Raw genomic sequence first — 19,274 nt, forward strand, 5'->3', positions numbered from 1 at the left:
GCTCAGCGCGCCGGCAGCAGCGGCAGCGGGTCGACCGGGCGGCCGTTGCGGCGGATCTCGAAATGCAGCATGTCGCGGCTGGTGCCGGTACGGCCCAGCTCGGCGATCTGCTGCCCGGCGCTGACCGTGGCGCCCTCGGCCACCAGCCGCCGGCGGTTGTGGCCGTAGGCCGAGAGCCATTCGTCGTCGTGCTTGATGATGATGAGCTCGCCATAGCCCACCAGCCCGGCACCGGAGTAGACCACGGTGCCCGCCGCGGCGGCGCGCACCGGCTGGCCGGCGGTGCCGGCGATGGCGATGCCCTGCCGGGCCTTGTCGCCTTCGGCATAGCGCGAGACCACCTGGCCCTGGGTGGGCCACTGCCACTGGCCGGGGCGGAACACGGCGGCGCCGGGGGTCGCCGGAGGCACGGGACCCGCGGGCGGCGAGGGTGCGGGCGTGGCCACGGCAGGCGGCGCGCTGGCGGGCGGCGGGGAGGCGGCCGCGGGAGCCGGAGCCGGGGCGGCGACCGGCGGCGGGGGAGGCGGAGATGGCGCCGGACGCGGGGTGGACGGGGCGGGGCTCGCAGGCGGCGGGGGCGGTGCCTGTACCACCGCGCCGGCCGACCCTGCCGGGCCGCGCGGGATCGGCGGCGGGGCGGCCGGGGCCGGCGGCGAGAGCCGCAGCACCTGCCCGACGCGGATGAGGTAAGGCTCGGGGATGTCGTTCCAGCGTGCCAGCTCGCGCCAGTCGAGCCGGTTGCGGAAAGCGATGCCATAGAGGGTGTCGCCGGCCCTGACCTCATAGGTGGGGCCTGCCGGGACTGGCGCGCTGGCCGGGCGCGGAGCTGGCGCCGGGCGCGGAGACGCGGCCGGCGCCGGTTCCTCGCGCACCACGGTGGTGGTCGCGCAGGCGGCCAGCAGCAGGGGCAGGAAGAGCACTCCGAGCAAGGGTTTCCGCATCAACGCACTCCCGGCAGCAGGGGCACGAAGACCACCGCGCCCAGATCGTCCTGTTCGATGCCCGCCGGCCCCTTGCGCAGGCGCAGCAGGCGCTGTTCGTTGGCCCCGCCCACCGGCGCCACGAGGACGCCCCCCTCCCCGAGCTGCCCGAGCAGGGCCGGCTCCAGGGCCGCGCCCCCGGCAGTGACGAGAATGGCGTCGAAGGGAGCGTGCTCGCTCCAGCCGAGACGGCCATCGTCGTGGCGCGAGCGGATGTCGAGGCCGAGCTGGCGGAACCGCCGGCGGGCATCGCGCAACAGGGCCTCGATGCGCTCGACGGTGAAGACTTCGATCCCCAGGCTGGCGAGCAGCGCGGCCTGATAGCCGCTGCCAGTGCCGATCTCCAGCACCCGCCGCGGCAGGCCGGCCTCGAGCAGGGCCTCGGTCATCCTCGCCACCACCGCGGGCTGCGAGATGGTCTGGCCGAGGCCGATCGGCAGGGCGGTGTCCTCATAGGCTCGGCTGGCGAGCGCCTCGTCGATGAACTGGTGGCGTGGCAGGGTGCCGATGGCCTGCAGCACCCGCTCGTCGCGGATGCCCTGCTCGCGCAGGCGCTGCACCAGGCGGTCGCGGGCCCGCTGCCCGGTCATGCCAAGGCCCCTGGCCTCCGGCTGCAGCTTGAGGCGCGGCATCATGCCCGGCCAAGCCCCTGGGCAAGGCCGTCCACCCAGCCGGCCACGGTCTCGAGGGCCTGGTAGCGGGTGAGATCGACGTGGATCGGGGTGATCGAGACGCAACCGCGGCGCACGGCATCGAAATCGGTGCCGGGGCCGGCGTCCTGCTCGGGGCCGGCGGGGCCGATCCACCACACCGGACGGCCGCGCGGATCGCACTGCTGCACGCAGGGCTCGGCGCGATGGCGATGGCCGAGGCGCGTCACCTCGAAGCCCGCCAGCGCTGCCCAGGGCCGGTCCGGCACATTGACGTTGAGGATGGTGTCGGCCGGCAGCGGATCGGCCACGAGGCGGCGCACCAGTTCCACCGCCACGCGGGCGGCAGTGTCGAAATGCCGCGGCTCGTGGCCATTGCCCACCAGTGACATGGCGATGGCCGGAAGGCCGAGGAAACGCCCCTCCATCGCCGCCGCCACGGTGCCGGAGTAGATCACGTCATCGCCCAGATTGGCAGCGTTGTTGATGCCGGAGACCACGATGTCGGGCTGCTCGTCGAGCAGGCCGGCGAGCGCCAGGTGCACGCAGTCGGTGGGCGTGCCGGCGACACGGAAAGTGCGTCCGTCGAGGCGCTTGGCGCGGATCGGCACGTCCAGGGTGAGCGAGTTGGAAGCACCGCTGCGGTCGCGGTCCGGGGCGACGACGGTGACCTCGTGGCCGGCGGCACGGAGCCCTTCGGCGAGGGCGTGGATGCCCGGGGCATCGACACCGTCATCGTTGCTGACCAGGACGCGCATGGGATCTCCAACCAAAGCAGGCGCCATGATAGCGAATGCCCGGAGGCGGTTTCGATGCACGGGTCGCGACAGCATCGCGGCCACTGCGCTAGCCTGCATCCATGCGCCCGCGCCGCCCTGCCCCCGCCACGCCGCCCCCGAGCGAGGACATCGCCCTGTTCCACGAGGCGATCGGCCCGGTGCGGCGCATCGCGGTGGAAGCGCCGGCGGTGGAGAAGCCCAAGCCCCTGCCCGACACCCGGCGCCACGACGAGGACGAGGCCGCCGCCCTGCGCGAGAGCCTGCGCCAGCCGCTGGACGCCATCGCCCAGGCCTTCGGCGAAGTGCTGGAGTTCCGCCGCGAGGAGGTGCCGCCACGCACCTTGAGGCGGCTGAAGCGCGGCGAATTCGCGGTGCAGGACGAACTCGACCTGCACCGGATGCGGGTGGACGAGGCCGAGGCCGCGCTGCGGGCCTTCCTCGGCGAGTCGCGCCGCCAGCAGTTCCCCTGCGTGCGTCTGGTGCACGGCAAGGGCCTGCGCTCGGAGGCCGGGCCGGTGCTGAAGGCGCTGGTCGACCGGATGCTGCGCCAGCGCGGCGACGTGCTGGCCTTCGCCTCGGCGCCCCCGGCCCAGGGCGGCACCGGCGCCACCCTGGTGCTGCTGCGCGGCCACTGAAGCCCGGGCCACGGAACTGCGGGCGCTTTTTCAGTCGCCCCCGCTGTCCTCGGTCTCGCCTTCGCCCCCCTCGCCGCAAAGTTCCGCCAGCACCGCGGTGGCATAGGCGCCGGGTGGCAGGAAAAAGCGCAGTTCCAGGGCCGCATCGCCCTGCCATGTCCAGGCGAGCCCCTGCGGACGCAGGCGCAGGCTGCGGCGCTCCTGCGCCAGCCCGGCCCGTTCCAGTCCCGCGCACAGTGCCGGTTCCGCCGCCGCCACCGCGCGTTCGATCGCCCCGGCCGCGCCGCTCGTGCGTGGCTCGCCCCGGCCCCAGAGCGGGCCGGTGGGATGCAGATCGAAGGCTGCCACCCGGGCCTCGATCTCCGGCGTGAGCGGCTCGGGGCCGAACACGCTGCGCCGGCCGTCCAGCATCAGCACCTCGCCCTCGATCGCCCGCTCCCAGCTGCCGTCGGCCACGCGTTGCCCGAGCACGCGGTTGAACAGTTCCGAACGCACGGCCGAAAGCAGCATCGAGCGGGTCTCGCGGCCCACCCGGGCACCGGCGAACAGGCGCCGCGCCTGACCGACGTTGTCGCCGAAGCGGCCGAAGCGCTGCAGGCCGAAGCGGTTGGGCACGCCGCGCGCGGCGATGGTGGCGAGCCGCGCCTCGATGGCGGCGCGGACCGCCGCGTCCATCGCCTGCCCCTGGGGGCCGCGCAGCTCGCGCAGCACCAGGGTGAAGGCGTTGCCGGAAAGCCCGCCGCGCGGCAGCTTGCGGGCATGCCAGTCGGCGGAGAGCACCACGAGCCCCTCGCCCTCCAGCGCCTCCGTCGCCGGAGACTGGCGCTTCGGCAGGTGCACGGTGAAGCGCTGCCGGGTCACGGCCTGCCGGTCCTTGAGGCCGGCGTAGCCGATCGCCACCGGGGCCACGCCTGCCCAGCGGCACAGGCGCTGCACCACCTCGCGGGTGGCGAGGCCGCGCTTCTCGATCCATAGCAGCAGGTGTTCGCCCCGGCCGGTGGCCGGCTCCGCCGCCCGTTCCTCGACGCGGAAATCCTCCGGCGCTGCCTTGATCCGCGCCGAGCAGACCGGGGCACCGTATGCCCCGGTGCGTGCCGCCGCGTCGCCGCTCATGCCCGCTCCAGCAGCACCACGGCCATGGCCGCCAGGCCCTCGCCGCGGCCGGTGAAGCCGAGTTTCTCGGTGGTGGTGGCCTTGACCGACACGGCGTCCAGCCCGATGCCGAGTTCGCCGGCCAGGGCGGCGCGGATGGCCGGCGCATGCGGGCCCACCTTCGGGCGCTCGCCGATCACCGTCGCATCGACATTGCCCACGCGGTAGCCGCGCGCGGCGGCCAGCGCCGCGCAATGCGCGAGGAAGCGGCGCGAGTCGGCGCCCTTCCACTGCGGGTCGGAGGGCGGGAAGTGCACGCCGATGTCGCCGAGCGCCAAGGCGCCGAGGATGGCGTCGCACAGGGCATGGATCAGCACGTCGCCGTCGGAGTGGGCGACGATGCCCTGCGTGTGCGGTATGCGAACGCCGCCCAGCACCACGTGGTCGCCGGGGCCGAAGGCATGCACGTCGAAGCCCTGGCCGATGCGGATGCTGCCCATGCGCCCTCCTTCAGGCCTGCCCGCCGCCCATGCGGCGCAGCAGGGATTCGGCCACCGCGAGGTCGGCCGGGGTGGTGATCTTGAGATTGTCCTCCGCGCCTTCCACCAGCAGCGGCTTCAGGCCGAGGCGTTCCATCGCCATGGCCTCGTCGGTGACGAGGACACCGGCGCGGAAGGCGGCCTCCAGCGCCCGCACCAGGCTGCCGCGGCGGAAGGCCTGCGGGGTCAGGGCACGCCAGAGCGTGCTGCGCGGCACCGTGGCCTCGACCCGGCCCTCCCCGTCCGCCCGCTTCAGGGTATCGCGCACCGGGGCCGCCAGCAGGGCGCCCACCGGATCGCTCCTGAGCGCGGCGAACAGGCGGGAAAGATCGATGGCCTTGAGGCAGGGACGCGCGGCATCGTGCACCAGCACCCAGCCGTCCTCGGCCACGGTGGCCGGCAGGGCGCGCAGGGCCGAGAGCACCGAGTCGGCGCGCTCGCCGCCGCCAAGGCAGGTCAGCACCGGCTTGCCCTCCAGCTCGCGCCAGCCGGGCCAGTGGGGGTCGCCCGGGGCCAGGGCCACCATCGCCCCGCTCACCGCCGGATGCGCCAGCAGCGCGCGCAGGGTGTGCTCGATCACCGGCCGCCCCAGCAGGGGCAGGTACTGCTTCGGCACCTCGCCGCCGAAGCGGCGGCCCAGGCCCGCGGCCGGCACCACCACCCAGCTCATCGTCCCGGCTCGCCCTCGTCGGCCGCCGGCGCCGGGCGGCTGCCCGGTAGCTCCTCGACCACCCGGTAGAAGGTCTCGCCCGGCTTGATCATGCCGAGCTCGGCGCGGGCCCGGTCCTCCACCGCGGCCTCGCCGGATTTCAGCTCGGCCACGTCGGCGGCCAGGGCCTGGTTGCGCTGCTCGAGGCGGGCATTCTCGGCCCGCTGGGCCGCGATCCTGTCCTGCAGCCGGGCCACCTGCAGGCGCCCGCCTTCCCCGCGCTCGAGCTGCCAGAGCAGCGAAAGCGCGATGGCAAGCAGCACGGCATGCGGCAGCCAGCGGCGGATCACGCGCAGGACCGGCTCAGGGAAACCGGCGGGATCAGCGCTTCAGGCCGGGGAAGGCGGCGCGGCCGGCGTAGTGGGCCTGCGCCCCCAGCGCCTCCTCGATGCGCAGCAGCTGGTTGTACTTCGCCACCCGGTCGCTGCGGCACAGCGAGCCGGTCTTGATCTGGGTGGCGCTGGTGGCCACGGCGATGTCGGCGATCGTGGTGTCCTCGGTCTCGCCCGAGCGGTGCGAGATCACCTGGGTGTAGCCGGCGGCCTCGGCCATGGCGATGGCCGCCAGGGTCTCGGTAAGGGTGCCGATCTGGTTCACCTTGATGAGGATGGAGTTGGCCACCCCCTTCTCGATGCCCTCGCGCAGGATCTTTGGGTTGGTCACGAACAGGTCGTCGCCCACCAGCTGCACCGTGCCGCCGATGGCCCGGGTGAGCTGCGACCAGCCCTCCCAGTCGTGTTCCGACATGCCGTCCTCGATGGTGATGATCGGGTACTGGCGGGTCCAGCCGGCGAGGAACTCGACGAACTGCTCGGTGGACAGGCGCTTGCCCTCGCCCACCAGGTTGTACTTGCCGTTCTCGAAGAACTCCGAGCTCGCCACGTCGAGGCCCAGCAGCACGTCTTCGCCGGCGGTGTAGCCCGCCTTGCCGATGGCCTCGAGGATCACCTCGATGGCCTCCTCGTTCGACTTGAGATCGGGAGCGAAACCGCCCTCGTCGCCCACGGCGGTGGACAGGCCGCGGCCCTTCAGCACCGACTTCAGGGCGTGGAAGATCTCGGCACCGGCGCGCAGGGCCTCGGAGAAGCGCCCGAAGCCCACCGGCAGCACCATGAATTCCTGCATGTCGACGTTGTTGTCGGCATGGGCCCCGCCGTTGATGATGTTCATCATCGGCACCGGCAGCACCGGCGCGCGCTCGCCGGCGAGGTGCTTCCACAGCGGCAGGCCGCGCGCGGCCGCCACGGCATGCGCCGCGGCCAGCGACACGCCGAGCAGGGCGTTGGCGCCCAGCGTGCCCTTGTTCTCGCTGCCATCGAGCGCGATCAGCTTCGCATCCAGGCCGGCCTGGTCGGCGGCATCGAAGCCCGCGAGCGCGGAGGCGATCGTGGTGTTGACGTTGCCCACGGCCTTGGTCACGCCCTTGCCGAGGTAGCGGCTCTTGTCGCCGTCACGCAGTTCCACCGCCTCCTTGGTGCCGGTCGAGGCGCCCGAGGGCACGGCAGCGCGGCCGGCATGGCCGCTGGCCAGCGTGACTTCGGCCTCGAGCGTGGGGTTGCCTCGGGAATCGAGGATCTCGCGGGCGTGGATGCGGGTGATGGCGGTGGTCATGGGAGGAGGGAGTGCCAAGGAGAGTGAAATGAGTGGGGCGTGGCGAGGTCAGAGCAGCGAGGCGTCGCGGGCGAGCGCGCGCTTGGCGACCTGGTCGATCTCGACCAGGGTCTCCAGCAGGGCCTTCATCTTGCCCAGCGGCCAGGCGTTCGGGCCGTCGGAGAGGGCCTTCTCCGGGTCCGGGTGGGTCTCGGCGAACAGGCCGGCCACGCCCACGGCCACGGCGGCGCGGGCCAGCACCGGCACGAACTCGCGCTGGCCACCCGAGCGGCCGTCGAGACCACCGGGTTGCTGCACCGAATGGGTGGCATCGAACACCACCGGGCAGCCGGTGTCGCGCATCACCGCGAGGCTGCGCATGTCGGAGACGAGGTTGTTGTAGCCGAAGCTCACGCCACGCTCGCAGGCCATGATCTGGCGGTTCCCGGTGGCGAGCGCCTTGGCGGTGACGTGCTTCATCTCCCAGGGCGAGAGGAACTGCCCTTTCTTGATGTTCACCGGCCGCCCGGCGCGCGCCACCTTCTGGATGAAGTCGGTCTGGCGGCAGAGGAAGGCCGGGGTCTGCAGCACGTCGACCACGCTGGCCACCTCCTCCATCGGGGTGTACTCATGCACGTCGGTGAGCACCGGCACGCCGACCTGGCGCTTCACCTCGGCGAGCACCTTGAGTCCTTCCTCCATGCCGGGGCCGCGGAAGCTCGTCGCCGAGGTGCGGTTGGCCTTGTCGAAGCTGGACTTGAAGATGAAGGGCATGCCCAGCGCCGAGGTGATCTCCTTCAGCCGTCCGGCCACCTCGACCTGCAGTTCCAGCGATTCGATGACGCAGGGACCGGCGATCAGGAACAGGGGCCTGTCCAGCCCGACCTCGAAGCCGCAGAGCTCCATCAGGAAGCCTCCTTGAGCAGGGCGCCGCCGGCCTTGCGTTCGCGGGCGGCGCGGATGAACCCGACGAACAGCGGGTGGCCGTCGCGCGGAGTGGAGGTGAACTCGGGGTGGGCCTGGCAGGCCAGGAACCACGGGTGCATCGACGCCGGCAGCTCGATCATCTCCACCAGCAGGTCGTCCATCGACTTGGCCGAAATCACCAGACCCGCCGCCTCGAGCTGGGCGCGGTAGCGGTTGTTGAACTCGTAGCGGTGGCGGTGGCGCTCGCCCACCACCTCCCTGCCGTACAGCCGGTGCGCCAGCGTGCCCGGCTTGATGCGCTGTTCCTGCAGGCCGAGGCGCATGGTGCCGCCGAGATCGGAGTTCTCGTCGCGCTTCTCCACCTCGCCGGTGGCGGTGCGCCACTCGGTGATGAGGCCGATCACCGGATGCGGCGCATGGCGGTCGTTCTCGGTGGTGTTCGCCCCTTCGAGGCCGGCGAGATGGCGGGCCACGTCCACCACCGCGGCCTGCATGCCGTAGCAGATGCCGAAATAGGGAATGCCGGTCTCGCGGGCATATTTCGACGTGGCCACCTTGCCCTCGAAGCCGCGGTCACCGAAGCCGCCGGGCACCAGGATGGCGTCCACCCCGGCCAGCGCCGCGGTGCCCTCGGCCTCGATCTGCTCCGATTCCAGCCACTTCAGGTTCACCCGGGTACGCTGGCGCAGGCCGCCATGCTTCAGCGCCTCGGCGAGCGACTTGTAGGCATCCTGGTGGTCGACGTACTTGCCGACGATGGCCACCGTCACCTCGTCCACCGGGTGCTCCATGGCATCGACCACGGCATTCCATTCCGAGAGGTCGGCGGGCCTGGCCTTGCCCTCGAGGCGCAGGCGCTCGACCACGATCCGGTCGAGTCCCTGCGAGTGCAGCCAGCCCGGGATCTTGTAGATGTTGTCGAGGTCCACCGCCGAGATGACGGCATCCTCGGGCACATTGGTGAACAGCGCGATCTTGCGCCGCTCGCCATCCGGCAGCGGCTGCTCGGAGCGGCAGAGCAACACGTCGGGCTGGATGCCGATCGAGCGCAGCTCTTTCACCGAATGCTGGGTGGGCTTGGTCTTGAGCTCACCGGCGGCGGCGATCCAGGGCACCAGGGTGAGATGCATGAAGATCGCCTTGTCTGGGCCGCGCTCGGTGCGGAGCTGGCGGATCGCTTCGAGGAAAGGCAGCGATTCGATGTCACCCACCGTACCGCCGATCTCCACCAGCGCGATATCGAAGCCCTCGGTGGCGGCGTCGATGCAGCGCTTGATCTCGTCGGTGATGTGCGGGATCACCTGCACCGTGGCGCCGAGGTAGTCGCCGCGGCGCTCCTTGCGGATCACTTCCTCGTAGATGCGCCCGGTGGTGATCGAGTTCTTCCGCGTGAGATGGGTGCGGATGAAACGCTCGTAGTGTCCGAGGTCGAGGTCGGTCTCGGCGCCATCGTCGGTGACGTAGACCTCGCCATGCTGGAACGGGCTCATCGTGCCCGGGTCGACGTTGATGTAGGGGTCCAGCTTCATCATCGTCACGCGCAGGCCGCGCGCTTCGAGGATGGCCGCGAGCGAGGCGGCCGCGATGCCCTTGCCGAGCGAGGACACCACACCGCCGGTCACGAAGATCAGGGGAGTCATGGGAGGCAACCGCGTGAAAGCGGCATTCTACCGACCCCCCGGCGAGAACGCGACTTCGCCCCGGGCAACGCCTCAGCCCGCCGGGAACAACTGCTCCACCAGCTCATTCACCTTGCGCTCGGCGTCGATGAACTTCCCCATGTTCGCGCCGCCGCGGGTCGAGTCGTAGCGCGCCGAGCCCCCTTGGATGCCGTCGCGATACACGTTGACCTCGGCGTAGGACAGGTAGATGGTCAGGTCCCAGCTCCAGCGGGCAAGGTAGGTCACGGTCACGGGGCAAACGGTGGTCGGCGAACCGGCCGGCTTGACCTCGGGCTGGAAACCCTTGCGGCGCAGTGAGGCCACTAGTTCATCCCGGAACCCCTGGCGGACCGACGGGGCATCGACGATGCAGACCTGCTGGCCGGACGGCAGCCCGACGACCGGACGGACGTCCTGCTTGATGGCACAGGCGGCGAGGACTAAGGCCGGGAAAACGAACGCGACACGCGAGATCAGATGCATGGTCCTTCCTTGAAAGTCTTCGGGGTGGTCGAGCGACGCTACAGGATGGGCGGAGGCGAGGGCAAGACGCATCGCCCGCGGCCGCCTTGACCCCACCCTCCCCCGCCCGCATCCTGCCGCCCTCCGGCGCGAGAGCCACCTCCGGTGGCCAGGCGCCCTCCCGACCCGTAGATCCCCTCCCTCGCATGAGCTCCCGCTACAACGCCGCCGACATCGAAGTCCTCTCCGGTCTCGACCCGGTCAAGCGCCGCCCCGGCATGTACACCGACACCTCGCGCCCCAACCATCTGGCGCAGGAGGTGATCGACAACGCCGTGGACGAGGCCCTGGCCGGCCATGCGAAGACGGTGGAGGTGGTGCTGTACGCCGACGGCAGCTGCGAGGTGAACGACGACGGCCGCGGCATGCCGGTGGACCTCCACCCCGAGGAGAAGATCCCCGGCGTCGAGTTGATCCTCACCCGCCTGCATGCGGGCGGCAAGTTCAGCAACAAGAACTACGCCTTCTCTGGCGGCCTGCACGGCGTGGGTGTTTCGGTGGTGAACGCGCTCTCCACCCGAGTGGTCGTACAGATCCGCCGCGATGGCCATGAATACCGCATGGAGTTCCGCAATGGCGAGCGCTTCTCGCCGCTGGAGACCATCGGCACGGTGGGCAAGCGCAACACCGGCACCCGGGTGCGTTTCTGGGCCGATCCAAAGTACTTCGACAGCCCGAAGTTCAATGTGCGCGCCTTGCGCCATCTGCTGCGCGCCAAGGCCGTGCTCTGCCCCGGACTCAAGGTCACGCTGTTCGAGGAGGCGAGCGGCGAACGCCACGAGTGGTTTTACGAGGACGGCCTGCGCGACTACCTGAAGGGCGAACTGGTCGCCCGTGGCGGCGAGCCGGACTGGCTGCCGGCCGAGCTGTTCGTGGGCCGGCTGGCCAAGGAAGGCGAGAGGGTGGAATGGGCCATGGCCTGGACCCCGGAAGGCGAACTGCCGCAGGAGAGCTACGTCAACCTGATTCCCACCGCGCAGCACGGCACGCACGTGAACGGCCTGCGCTCCGGCATCACCGATGCCCTGCGCGAGTTCTGCGATTTCCGCAACCTGCTGCCGCGCGGTGTGAAGCTGGCGCCGGAGGATGTCTGGGACCGCGCCAGCTTCATCCTCAGCCTGAAGATGGGCGACCCGCAGTTCAGCGGCCAGACCAAGGAGCGCCTCTCCTCGCGGCAGGCCGCGGCCTTCGTCGAGGGCGCGGCGCATGATGCCTTCTCGCTCTGGCTGAACCAGCACGTCGAACAGGGCGAGGCCATCGCCCAGCTGGCCATCGCCCGCGCCCAGGCGCGGCTCAAGACCGAAAAGCAGGTGGTGCGCAAGAAGGTCACGCAAGGCCCCGCCCTGCCCGGCAAGCTGGCCGACTGCATCCTGCAGGACCTCTCGCGCACCGAGCTCTTCCTCGTCGAGGGCGACTCGGCCGGCGGCAGCGCCAAGCAGGCGCGTGACAAGGACTTCCAGGCCATCCTGCCGCTGCGCGGCAAGATCCTGAACACTTGGGAAGTGGAGAGCGGCTCGGTGCTGGGCTCGCAGGAGGTGCACGACCTCGCCGTGGCCATCGGCTGCGATCCTGGCGTGGAAAACCTCGACGGCCTGCGCTACGGCAAGATCATCATCCTCGCCGACGCCGATTCCGACGGCCTGCACATCGCCACCCTGCTCTCGGCCCTGTTCCTCAGGCATTTCCCCGCCCTGGTGCGCGCCGGCCACGTGTTCGTGGCCATGCCGCCGCTGTTCCGCATCGACGTGGGCAAGCAGGTGTTCTATGCCCTGGACGAGGAAGAGAAGCGCCTGCTGCTGGAGCGGATCGAGCGCGAGAAGCTCCGCGGGCAGGTCACGGTGACGCGCTTCAAGGGCCTGGGCGAGATGAACCCCGCGCAGCTGCGCGAATCGACCATCCACCCGGATACGCGCCGGCTGGTGCAGTTGACGGTGGAAGATGACGGGGAGACCAGCGCGCTGATGGACATGCTGCTCAGCAAGAAGCGCGCCGCGGACCGCAAGGCCTGGCTCGAGGCCAAGGGCGACCTGGCCTCGCTGGAGGTATAGGGGCGGATCTCAGGCCGAGGCTTCGGCCTTCGACATGGCCAGCATCAGCACGGCCACGAGGCCGGCGACGAGGAGGCGGGCGAGGGACAGTCCGGGGGTCATGGCGGGGCTCCGTGCACCGGGGTGGGCGGGACCCCGGTTAACGATAGATTTACACGCCAAAGATGACGGCGTGCTGACGGCCGGCACGCCGTTTAATCAGGATTTACGCGCCTCCCCTGCCCGGGCGCCGTGGAGGCCGGACGCGCAAGACGGACGGCCTTCAGCGCAGAGCGGCCAGGGCGGTCTCGATCAGGGCCCGCACCTGGGCCTGCAGGGGCGCGGCACGCTCCGGGTCCCAGGGGCCGGCCGGCTCCTCGAGATAGGCGCGCTGGGCAACCTCCAGCTGCACGGCCTCCACCCCCTGTTCCGGACGGCCGTAGTGACGGGTGATGAAGCCGCCCTTGAAGCGGCCGTTCACCACCCAGCCAAAGCGCGACTGCGCCTGGAGCGCCGCACGCAGCGCCGCCTCGGTGGCCGGGTGGCAGCTCGTCCCGGAGGCCGTGCCGAGGTTGAGTTCCGGCAGCTCGCCCTCGAACAGCCAGGGCAGGCGCGAGGCGATCGAATGCCCCTCCCAGAGCAGTACCCGGCCATGCCGGGCCTGCAGCCGGGCGAGTTCGGCGGCGAGGGCTTCGTGGTAGGGCCGCCAGTAGCGCTCGATCCGCCCGGCGACCTCGCTGGGGCCGGGCGCCTCGCCTTCGAGGTAGACCGGGCCGCCATCGAAGCGCACCGCCGGGCACAGGCTGGTGGTGTTCTGGCCGGGATAGAGCGAGTGGTCCTCGGGCGGGCGGTTGAGGTCGATGACGTAGCGCGAGTGGGTGGGCACGATCAGCGAGGCATCGAGGGCCTCGGCGATCGGGCCGTAGAGCTTCGACATCCACCAGTCGGTATCCGGCACGCGGCGGGCTTCGGGCGTCATCCGCTCCGCCAGCGCCGGCGGCAGGTAGGTGCCATCGTGCGGCAGGCTGATGAGCAGTGGGGCCCGCCCATGGCGCAGGTGGAAGCACTCCATGGTGCCGGGCTCAGGCATCGAGGCCGGCCCGGATCGGCGCCAGGAAGGCCCGGGCGGTGGCGACGGGGTCGGCCGACTCGGCCAGCGCCTGCACCAGTGCGCTGCCGACGATGACGCCATCGCCATGGGCCGCGAGGGCCCGGGCGGAGGCCGCGTCCTTGATGCCGAAGCCGATCAGCAGTGGCACCGGGCTCAGGCGCCGGACCACCGCCGCCCTGGCGGCGACATCGCCGGCATCGAGCTTGCTGGCGCCGGTGACGCCGGCGAAGCTGACGTAGTAGAGGTAGCCCTGCGCGTGGCGGCGCAGGGGCTCCAGCCGGGCCTCGGTGGTGGTGGGAGCCACGAGGGCGATCAGGTGCAGGCCGCGGGCATTGAGCACCGTGCGCACCGGATCGGCCTCCTCGGGCGGCAGGTCGACCAGCAGCACGCCATCCACCCCGGCCGCCGCGGCCTCCTCGGCGAAGCGCTCCACGCCGCGCATCTCGATCGGGTTGAGGTAGCCCATCAGCACCACGGGGGTGCTGGCATCGGTGGCGCGGAAAGTGCGCACGGCCTCCAGCACGAAGGACAGGCCCACCCGGCGGGCAATGGCACGTTCGGAACTCTTCTGGATCACCGGGCCGTCGGCCATCGGATCGGAGAAGGGCACGCCGAGCTCGATCAGGTCGGCTCCCGCCTCGACGAGGGCATGCATCACCGGCACCGTCGATTCGCGGGAGGGATCGCCGGCGGTGATGAAGGGGACGAGGGCCTTGCGGCCGGCGGCGTTCAGGGCAGAGAGTTTCGCGTCGATGCGGTTCATGTGGAGTCCGAGAAACGAGTGATTAAGCGAGGAAAGAGGAAAGAGGGACGGCGTGCGGGCCCACGGCGAGCCCCTCGCTCCTCTTTCCTCTCCACTCGTCCCTAGAGTTCGATTCCTTCGCGCCTGGCGATGGTGAAGATGTCCTTGTCGCCGCGGCCGGAGAGGTTCACCAGCACGCGCTGGTCCCGGCGCATCGTCTTCGCGAGCCTGATGGCCTGGGCCACGGCATGGCTGCTCTCCAGCGCGGCGAGGATGCCCTCGGTGCGTGCCAGCAGGTGGAAGGCCTCCATGCATTCGGCATCGGTCACGCCGACGTACTGCGCACGTCCGGTGTCCTTGAGGAAGGCGTGCTCGGGGCCGACGCCGGGATAGTCGAGGCCGGCGGAGATGGAATGGGTCTCGATGACCTGGCCGTCGTCGTCGCAGAGCAGGTAGGTGCGGTTGCCGTGCAGCACGCCGGGGCGGCCGGCCACCAGCGAAGCGGCATGGCGCCCGGTTTCGACGCCATCGCCCGCGGCCTCGGCGCCGTAGAGGGCCACCTCGCGGTCGTTGAGGAAGGCATGGAACATGCCGATGGCGTTGCTGCCGCCGCCCACGCAGGCGACCACGGCATCGGGCAGTGCGCCGTACTCGGCCAGCATCTGCGCCCGCGCCTCGCGGCCGACCACGGCATTGAAGTCGCGCACCAGCGTGGGGTACGGGTGCGGGCCAGCCACGGTGCCGATGATGTAGAAGGTGTCGTGCACGTTGGTGACCCAGTCGCGCAGGGCCTCGTTCAGCGCGTCCTTCAGGGTCTTGCTGCCGCTCTCCACCGGCACCACGGTGGCGCCGAGCAGCTTCATGCGGAACACGTTCGGCGCCTGGCGCTCGACATCGGTGGCGCCCATGTAGACCACGCACTCGAGGCCGAGGCGCGCCGCCACCGTGGCCGAGGCCACGCCGTGCTGGCCGGCACCGGTCTCGGCGATGATGCGGGTCTTGCCCATGCGCTTGGCCAGCATGGCCTGGCCGATGGTGTTGTTGATCTTGTGCGCGCCGGTGTGGTTCAGGTCCTCGCGCTTCAGCAGGATCTGCGCCCCGCCCACCTTCGCCGAGAGCCGGGCGGCGTGGTAGATCGGGCTCGGGCGGCCCACGTAGTGGCGGTAGTCCTCGGCGAGCTCGGCCTGGAAGACGGGGTCGTCCTTGGCGATGCGGTAGGCCTCGGCCAGTTCGGCCAGCGGCTGCATCAGGGTCTCGGCGACGAAGCTGCCGCCGTAGGGACCGAAATGGCCGCGGGCGTCGGGGTACTGGTGGAAATCCTCAACGGAGGGGGGAATCTGCGGTGGAGCCATCGGCCTTGCGTACCTCTTCGACGAAACGGTGCATGCGCCCGCCGTCCTTGCGGCCGGGGGCGTCCTCGATGCCACTGGACACATCCACGCCGAACGGCCGCGCGGCGCGGACCGCCTCGAAGACGTTGTCGGGAGTCAGCCCGCCGGCGAGCAGCCAGGGCTTCGGCAGCGCGGGCAGGCGCGCCCAGTCGAACCGGGCGCCCTGCCCGCCCGGCTCGCCGGCCTTGTGGCCATCGAGCAGGAAGGCATCGGCAGAAGGGTAGCGTGCGGCGAGCGCTTCCGCAGCCTCCACGCCCTCGCCCATCGGCAGGGTCTTCACGTAGGGCAGGCCGAAGCGCTCGCAGAACGCGGCGTCCTCGCGACCATGGAACTGCAGCAGGCTGGGGCGCAGGGCGCGGATCACCTCGCGCACCCAGGCCTCGTCGGGGTCCATGAACAGCGCGACCACCTGGGCCAGCGGCGGCACGGCCGCACGCAGGGCGGCGGCCTGCGCCGGCTCCAGCGCCCGGCGGCTGCCGGGCACGAAGACGAAGCCGAGGGCATCCACTCCGAGCTCGCCGGCGAGGCGCACGTCGCCGGGGCGCACGAGGCCGCAGAACTTGATCCGGGTGCGGTGGGGCATGGGTTCAGGCGTCCAGATCGGCGTAGGGCCGCAGGGCGAGCGGCCGTGGGCGATCGACCCAGCCCTCGGGCAGGCAGACCGCCTCGGGCAGGCCCCAGGTGCGCGGATAGCGGGGCCCGAGGAAGGTGAGACCGGCGGCCGGCGCCGTGGGGCCGGCCCGGGTACGGTCACGGCCCGCCAGCAGTTCGGCGATCCAGGCCTCGGGCCGCTCCCCCCGCCCCACCAGCAGCAGGCTGCCGACGATGTTGCGCACCATGTGGTGCAGGAAGGCATTGGCCTGCACTTCCACCACCACCTGCTCGTCCTCGCGGCGCACCTCGATCGACTGCAGGTCGCGCATCGGGTGGCGGGCCTGGCACTGCGCGGTGCGGAAGGCGCTGAAGTCCTGCTCGCCGAGCAGGGCCTGGGCGGCGCGGTGCATGGCCGCGGCATCCAGCGGGCGCGGCTCCCAGCTCAGCTGCTCGCGCATCAGGGCCGGGCGCACCCGGCGGTTGAGCAGGCGGTAGCGGTAGCGCCGGGCGCGGGCGGAATGCCGGGCGTGGAAGGCCTCGGGCACGGCCTGCGCCCAGAGCACCCGTACCGCCGGCGGCAGGCGGGTGTTGCTGCCCTCGACGAAGGCGCGCAGCGGCCGCTCCACCGCGGTATCGAGGTGGACGACCTGCTGGGTGGCGTGCACGCCGGCATCGGTGCGGCCGGCGCACACGGCATCCACCGGGTGCCCCAGGATCGAGCTGAGCGCCGCCTCCACGGCCCCCTGCACGGAGTCGCCATGGGCGAGGCGCTGCCAGCCCAGGAAAGCGCTGCCGTCGTATTCGATGCCGAGTGCGTAGCGCATCCGAGGGCCGCGGGGCTTCCCCGCGGCCGGTCCTCACCCGAGTTGCTTGAGCAGGCGCTCGGCCTCGGCGCGGGCCGCCGCGCCACCTTCCGCCAGCACTTCCTCCAGCATGCCGCGTGCTCCTTCCGCATCGCCGATCTCGATATAGGCCTTGGCGAGCTCGAGGCGGGTGTCGTCCATGTCCGCGGCCTCGGGCTCGGGCAGGGAGACGGCCGGACGCTGGGCGGTGATCTCGGCGTCGAAGTCCTCGCCCGCGGAGGCAGACGGGGCGGACGGCGCAACCGGAGGTGCCGGCGTGGCCGGGGGAGCATCGTTGCGGGTCCGCACATCGGCAGCGTTCACCGGGTTCCAGCGCACCTCGCGGAACAGGGCGTGGCCGGGCAGCAGGCCCATGCCCATCACCACCACCTCGCGCCAGCGCGGATCGCCGGGCTCGCCCACCTGCGGGCGCATGGCCTCGGCGGCGGCTAGGAAGGCCTCGGCATCGCCGGCGTTGTAGTGCTGGCGCAGCAGGGCGACGTGGGTCTCGAGGTCCGCCGGATTGGCGGCGATGCGGCGCTCGAGTTCGGCCCGCACCGGATCACGGCTGGTGGCGCTGGGCCCCGGAGCGGACCCGGGCGCCTCCGCCGGTGGCACGACCGGCATGACCTGGGTGATACCGGCAAGCGGAGCGGCCTCGGCAGGGGCCTGCCCGGTCCGGTCCGTGTCCGGGGCATCCTCGGCCGCGGGCAGGCCCACCGCTGGGCGCACCCGGGTCACGTCGCCCTCCCCGTCCTCCGCCCCCGGAACCGGCGCCGGAGACGGGGCGAGCTTGGAGAGGAACTCGGCATCCTCGGACAGTCGGCCGCGTGAACCGGCGCCGGCCGCGGCGGCGGGCAGCACCGGCTTGGCCACCGGCGCGGAACGGCGCCGCAGCAGCAGGGCAAGCAGGCCGCCCACCAGCACGAGGCCGCCGGCCCCCAGCACCAGAGGCTGCTGGTACCAGGGCGTGGCCGGCTCGGGCGCCGTGGCAGCGGGCGCGGCAGCGCTGTCTGCCGCCGGAGCCGCCGGTGGGCCCGCCGGGGCGGTGGCAGGCGGGGCGGGCACGGCCGGGGCGGTATCCGCCACGCCTTCCGCCGGCCCGCCTTCCGCCGGCACGGCCGGCGCCACGGCCTCGGCAGCCGCCGGCTCGCCCTCGCGCTGGCGGCGCAAGGCTTCCTCCATCGCACTCAGCTGGCTGTCCTTGAGCTGCAGCAGACGCTGCTGGTCGCTGGCCAGGGCTTCCTGCTCGGCAAGCCGCGAGCGCAGCTCGCGGATCTCGGCATCGCGCGCACTCAGGTCTTCGCGCAGCTGCTGGAGCTCGGCCCGCAGCTCGCTGCCCGAACCACCGACGGCTGCGCCGGACTGCGCGCCAGCCTGCCCGCCCCCGGCCGGAGGCGCGATCTCCAGCCGCGGGCCGGTACCGGTGGAGGACGGGGCAGGACGCGAAGGGCTGCGGGCCTGGGCCGGCGCGGCGGCCATGGCCGGGGTTTCCGCCGGCACCGGGGTCGGCACCGGGCTGCCCCCGCGCCAGGCGGCCATCTGCTCGCGCACCTGGGCCTCGGCAGCCTCGCGCGAGAGGTCCTGGGCCTCGGCGGCGGTGGGGATGCGCAGCACGGCGCCACGCCGCATCTGGTTGATGTTGTTGCCGATGAAGGCCTCGGGATTGGCGCGCTGGATGGCCAGCATCATCTGCGCCACGCTCATGCCCTGACGGGTTTCGCTGGCGATGCGCCAGAGCGTCTCGCCCGCCTGCACCACACGCTGCCCCGGCGCAGCGGCGGGGGCTGAGGGCGGCGCAGCCGGAGCCGCAGCCGGACGGGCGGCGGGCGGGGCCGGACGGGCGGGCGGCGGAGCGGGCAGCGGTTCGGCGGCGGCGGGGGCCGCGGCGGCGACCGGCGCCGAAGTCTCTGGCACCGGCGCGGGCCGCGGAGCGGCAGGCGCGGCAGCCACGGTGGCCGGGGCCATCGGGGTGACGGTGGCAGCGGCGATGTGCGGCGGATCGATCAGGGCGGTGAACTCGCGCACCACACTGCCCCGCCCCCAGTCGGCTTCGAGCAGGAAGGAAACGAAGGGATCATCGACCCGGTTGCTGGTGGTGACCCGCACCACCGGCTCGCCGCGGGCATTGCGGCCCACGCTGAACTGCAGGTTGGCGGTAACCCCGGCGGGCCGCGGCAGGCCCACGCGCTCGAAGGCCTCCGGCGGCGCCAGGCGCACGCTCAGGGCATCCAGTTCGCCCGGGGCGACGCCGATCAGGGGGATCTCGGCCACCAGCGGCTGGTTGAGCTGCGATTTCACCTCCAGCGCCCCCAGGCCCAGGGCCTGGGCCTGGCCGGCGGCCAGCGCCAGGGCCGTGACCAGCGGGAGGAGCTTCACCGGGTACTTCATGCCTGTCTCCATGGACGCGGCCGGCGGGGGCCGGCCGATCGTCAACGATTGAAAAACGCCGCAACAGTACGCCGAACGCGCCCGTGCCGCCA

At 72.0% G+C, this 19,274-nt stretch carries 19 protein-coding genes; 2 read left to right on the forward strand and 17 right to left on the reverse strand.

All coding sequences use genetic code 11. The features are described from left to right. Nucleotides 1-2: 2 nt before the first annotated feature. The 3 genes from G408_RS0104195 to surE are packed head-to-tail and all read right to left on the reverse strand — an operon-like array spanning nt 3 to nt 2,388. Nucleotides 3-941, reverse strand: coding sequence for a peptidoglycan DD-metalloendopeptidase family protein (locus tag G408_RS0104195; protein ID WP_028770075.1), 939 nt, complete (start codon nt 939-941; stop codon nt 3-5). Beyond that, complete coding sequence (locus tag G408_RS0104200; protein WP_028770076.1) at nt 941-1,615, reverse strand: protein-L-isoaspartate(D-aspartate) O-methyltransferase; 675 nt, start codon at nt 1,613-1,615, stop codon at nt 941-943. Before G408_RS0104200 ends, G408_RS0104195 begins: the two co-directional genes overlap by 1 nt. Beyond that, a complete protein-coding gene (gene surE / locus G408_RS0104205; RefSeq protein ID WP_028770077.1) occupies nt 1,612-2,388 on the reverse strand; it encodes a 5'/3'-nucleotidase SurE in 777 nt (258 codons plus the stop codon). The genes G408_RS0104200 and surE overlap by 4 nt, the downstream gene beginning before the upstream one ends. Before the next feature lie 101 nt (nt 2,389-2,489). On the opposite strand from surE, the gene G408_RS0104210 reads away from it, so the two are divergent. Further along, a complete protein-coding gene (locus tag G408_RS0104210) occupies nt 2,490-3,044 on the forward strand; it encodes a Smr/MutS family protein (protein ID WP_051282608.1) in 555 nt (184 codons plus the stop codon). 30 nt (nt 3,045-3,074) lie between these two features. On the opposite strand, the gene truD is transcribed toward G408_RS0104210, so the two are convergent. The 8 genes from truD to G408_RS0104250 all read right to left on the reverse strand — a co-directional run bounded on the left by truD (nt 3,075) and on the right by G408_RS0104250 (nt 10,045). Beyond that, on the reverse strand, nt 3,075-4,157 hold the full coding sequence (truD, locus tag G408_RS13100) for a tRNA pseudouridine(13) synthase TruD (protein ID WP_051282609.1): 1,083 nt from the start codon (nt 4,155-4,157) through the stop codon (nt 3,075-3,077). Further along, nucleotides 4,154-4,636, reverse strand: a complete 483-nt coding sequence (gene ispF / locus G408_RS0104220; protein ID WP_037412245.1) for a 2-C-methyl-D-erythritol 2,4-cyclodiphosphate synthase — start codon at nt 4,634-4,636, stop codon at nt 4,154-4,156. Before ispF ends, truD begins: the two co-directional genes overlap by 4 nt. Before the next feature lie 10 nt (nt 4,637-4,646). Next, nucleotides 4,647-5,345: a 2-C-methyl-D-erythritol 4-phosphate cytidylyltransferase gene (ispD, locus tag G408_RS0104225; protein WP_028770080.1), complete on the reverse strand. Its 699-nt coding sequence runs from the start codon at nt 5,343-5,345 to the stop codon at nt 4,647-4,649. Further along, complete coding sequence (locus G408_RS0104230; protein WP_342664909.1) at nt 5,342-5,674, reverse strand: septum formation initiator family protein; 333 nt, start codon at nt 5,672-5,674, stop codon at nt 5,342-5,344. The genes ispD and G408_RS0104230 overlap by 4 nt, the downstream gene beginning before the upstream one ends. Before the next feature lie 31 nt (nt 5,675-5,705). Then, nucleotides 5,706-6,995, reverse strand: coding sequence for a phosphopyruvate hydratase (gene eno, locus G408_RS0104235; RefSeq protein ID WP_028770082.1), 1,290 nt, complete (start codon nt 6,993-6,995; stop codon nt 5,706-5,708). 48 nt (nt 6,996-7,043) lie between these two features. Next, on the reverse strand, nt 7,044-7,880 hold the full coding sequence (kdsA, locus tag G408_RS0104240; RefSeq protein WP_028770083.1) for a 3-deoxy-8-phosphooctulonate synthase: 837 nt from the start codon (nt 7,878-7,880) through the stop codon (nt 7,044-7,046). Continuing rightward, nucleotides 7,880-9,541, reverse strand: coding sequence for a CTP synthase (locus G408_RS0104245; RefSeq protein ID WP_028770084.1), 1,662 nt, complete (start codon nt 9,539-9,541; stop codon nt 7,880-7,882). The genes kdsA and G408_RS0104245 overlap by 1 nt, the downstream gene beginning before the upstream one ends. Nucleotides 9,542-9,613: 72 nt before the next feature. Further along, nucleotides 9,614-10,045, reverse strand: coding sequence for an Sbal_3080 family lipoprotein (locus G408_RS0104250; protein WP_037412248.1), 432 nt, complete (start codon nt 10,043-10,045; stop codon nt 9,614-9,616). Nucleotides 10,046-10,230: 185 nt separating this feature from the next. On the opposite strand from G408_RS0104250, the gene parE reads away from it, so the two are divergent. Further along, complete coding sequence (gene parE / locus G408_RS0104255) at nt 10,231-12,132, forward strand: DNA topoisomerase IV subunit B (protein WP_028770086.1); 1,902 nt, start codon at nt 10,231-10,233, stop codon at nt 12,130-12,132. 262 nt (nt 12,133-12,394) lie between these two features. Here the strand turns inward: parE and hutG are convergent, their stop codons facing one another. From hutG to G408_RS14720, 6 genes are all read right to left on the reverse strand, one after another. Then, entirely contained in the window at nt 12,395-13,183 is a 789-nt protein-coding gene (hutG, locus tag G408_RS0104265) for an N-formylglutamate deformylase (RefSeq protein WP_028770087.1), read from the reverse strand. A gap of 10 nt (nt 13,184-13,193) precedes the next feature. Further along, entirely contained in the window at nt 13,194-13,985 is a 792-nt protein-coding gene (gene trpA / locus G408_RS0104270) for a tryptophan synthase subunit alpha (RefSeq protein ID WP_028770088.1), read from the reverse strand. 101 nt (nt 13,986-14,086) lie between these two features. After that, on the reverse strand, nt 14,087-15,316 hold the full coding sequence (gene trpB / locus G408_RS0104275; RefSeq protein WP_028770089.1) for a tryptophan synthase subunit beta: 1,230 nt from the start codon (nt 15,314-15,316) through the stop codon (nt 14,087-14,089). After that, nucleotides 15,285-15,938, reverse strand: coding sequence for a phosphoribosylanthranilate isomerase (locus G408_RS0104280; RefSeq protein ID WP_037412250.1), 654 nt, complete (start codon nt 15,936-15,938; stop codon nt 15,285-15,287). The genes trpB and G408_RS0104280 overlap by 32 nt, the downstream gene beginning before the upstream one ends. A gap of 4 nt (nt 15,939-15,942) precedes the next feature. After that, on the reverse strand, nt 15,943-16,773 hold the full coding sequence (gene truA, locus G408_RS13105) for a tRNA pseudouridine(38-40) synthase TruA (protein WP_084628061.1): 831 nt from the start codon (nt 16,771-16,773) through the stop codon (nt 15,943-15,945). A gap of 33 nt (nt 16,774-16,806) precedes the next feature. Beyond that, nucleotides 16,807-19,182: a FimV/HubP family polar landmark protein gene (locus tag G408_RS14720; RefSeq protein ID WP_156890046.1), complete on the reverse strand. Its 2,376-nt coding sequence runs from the start codon at nt 19,180-19,182 to the stop codon at nt 16,807-16,809. Nucleotides 19,183-19,274 lie beyond the last annotated feature (92 nt).

Origin of the sequence: Silanimonas lenta DSM 16282 (assembly GCF_000429065.1) — a bacterium.
Classification (GTDB): Bacteria; Pseudomonadota; Gammaproteobacteria; order Xanthomonadales; family Xanthomonadaceae; genus Silanimonas; species Silanimonas lenta.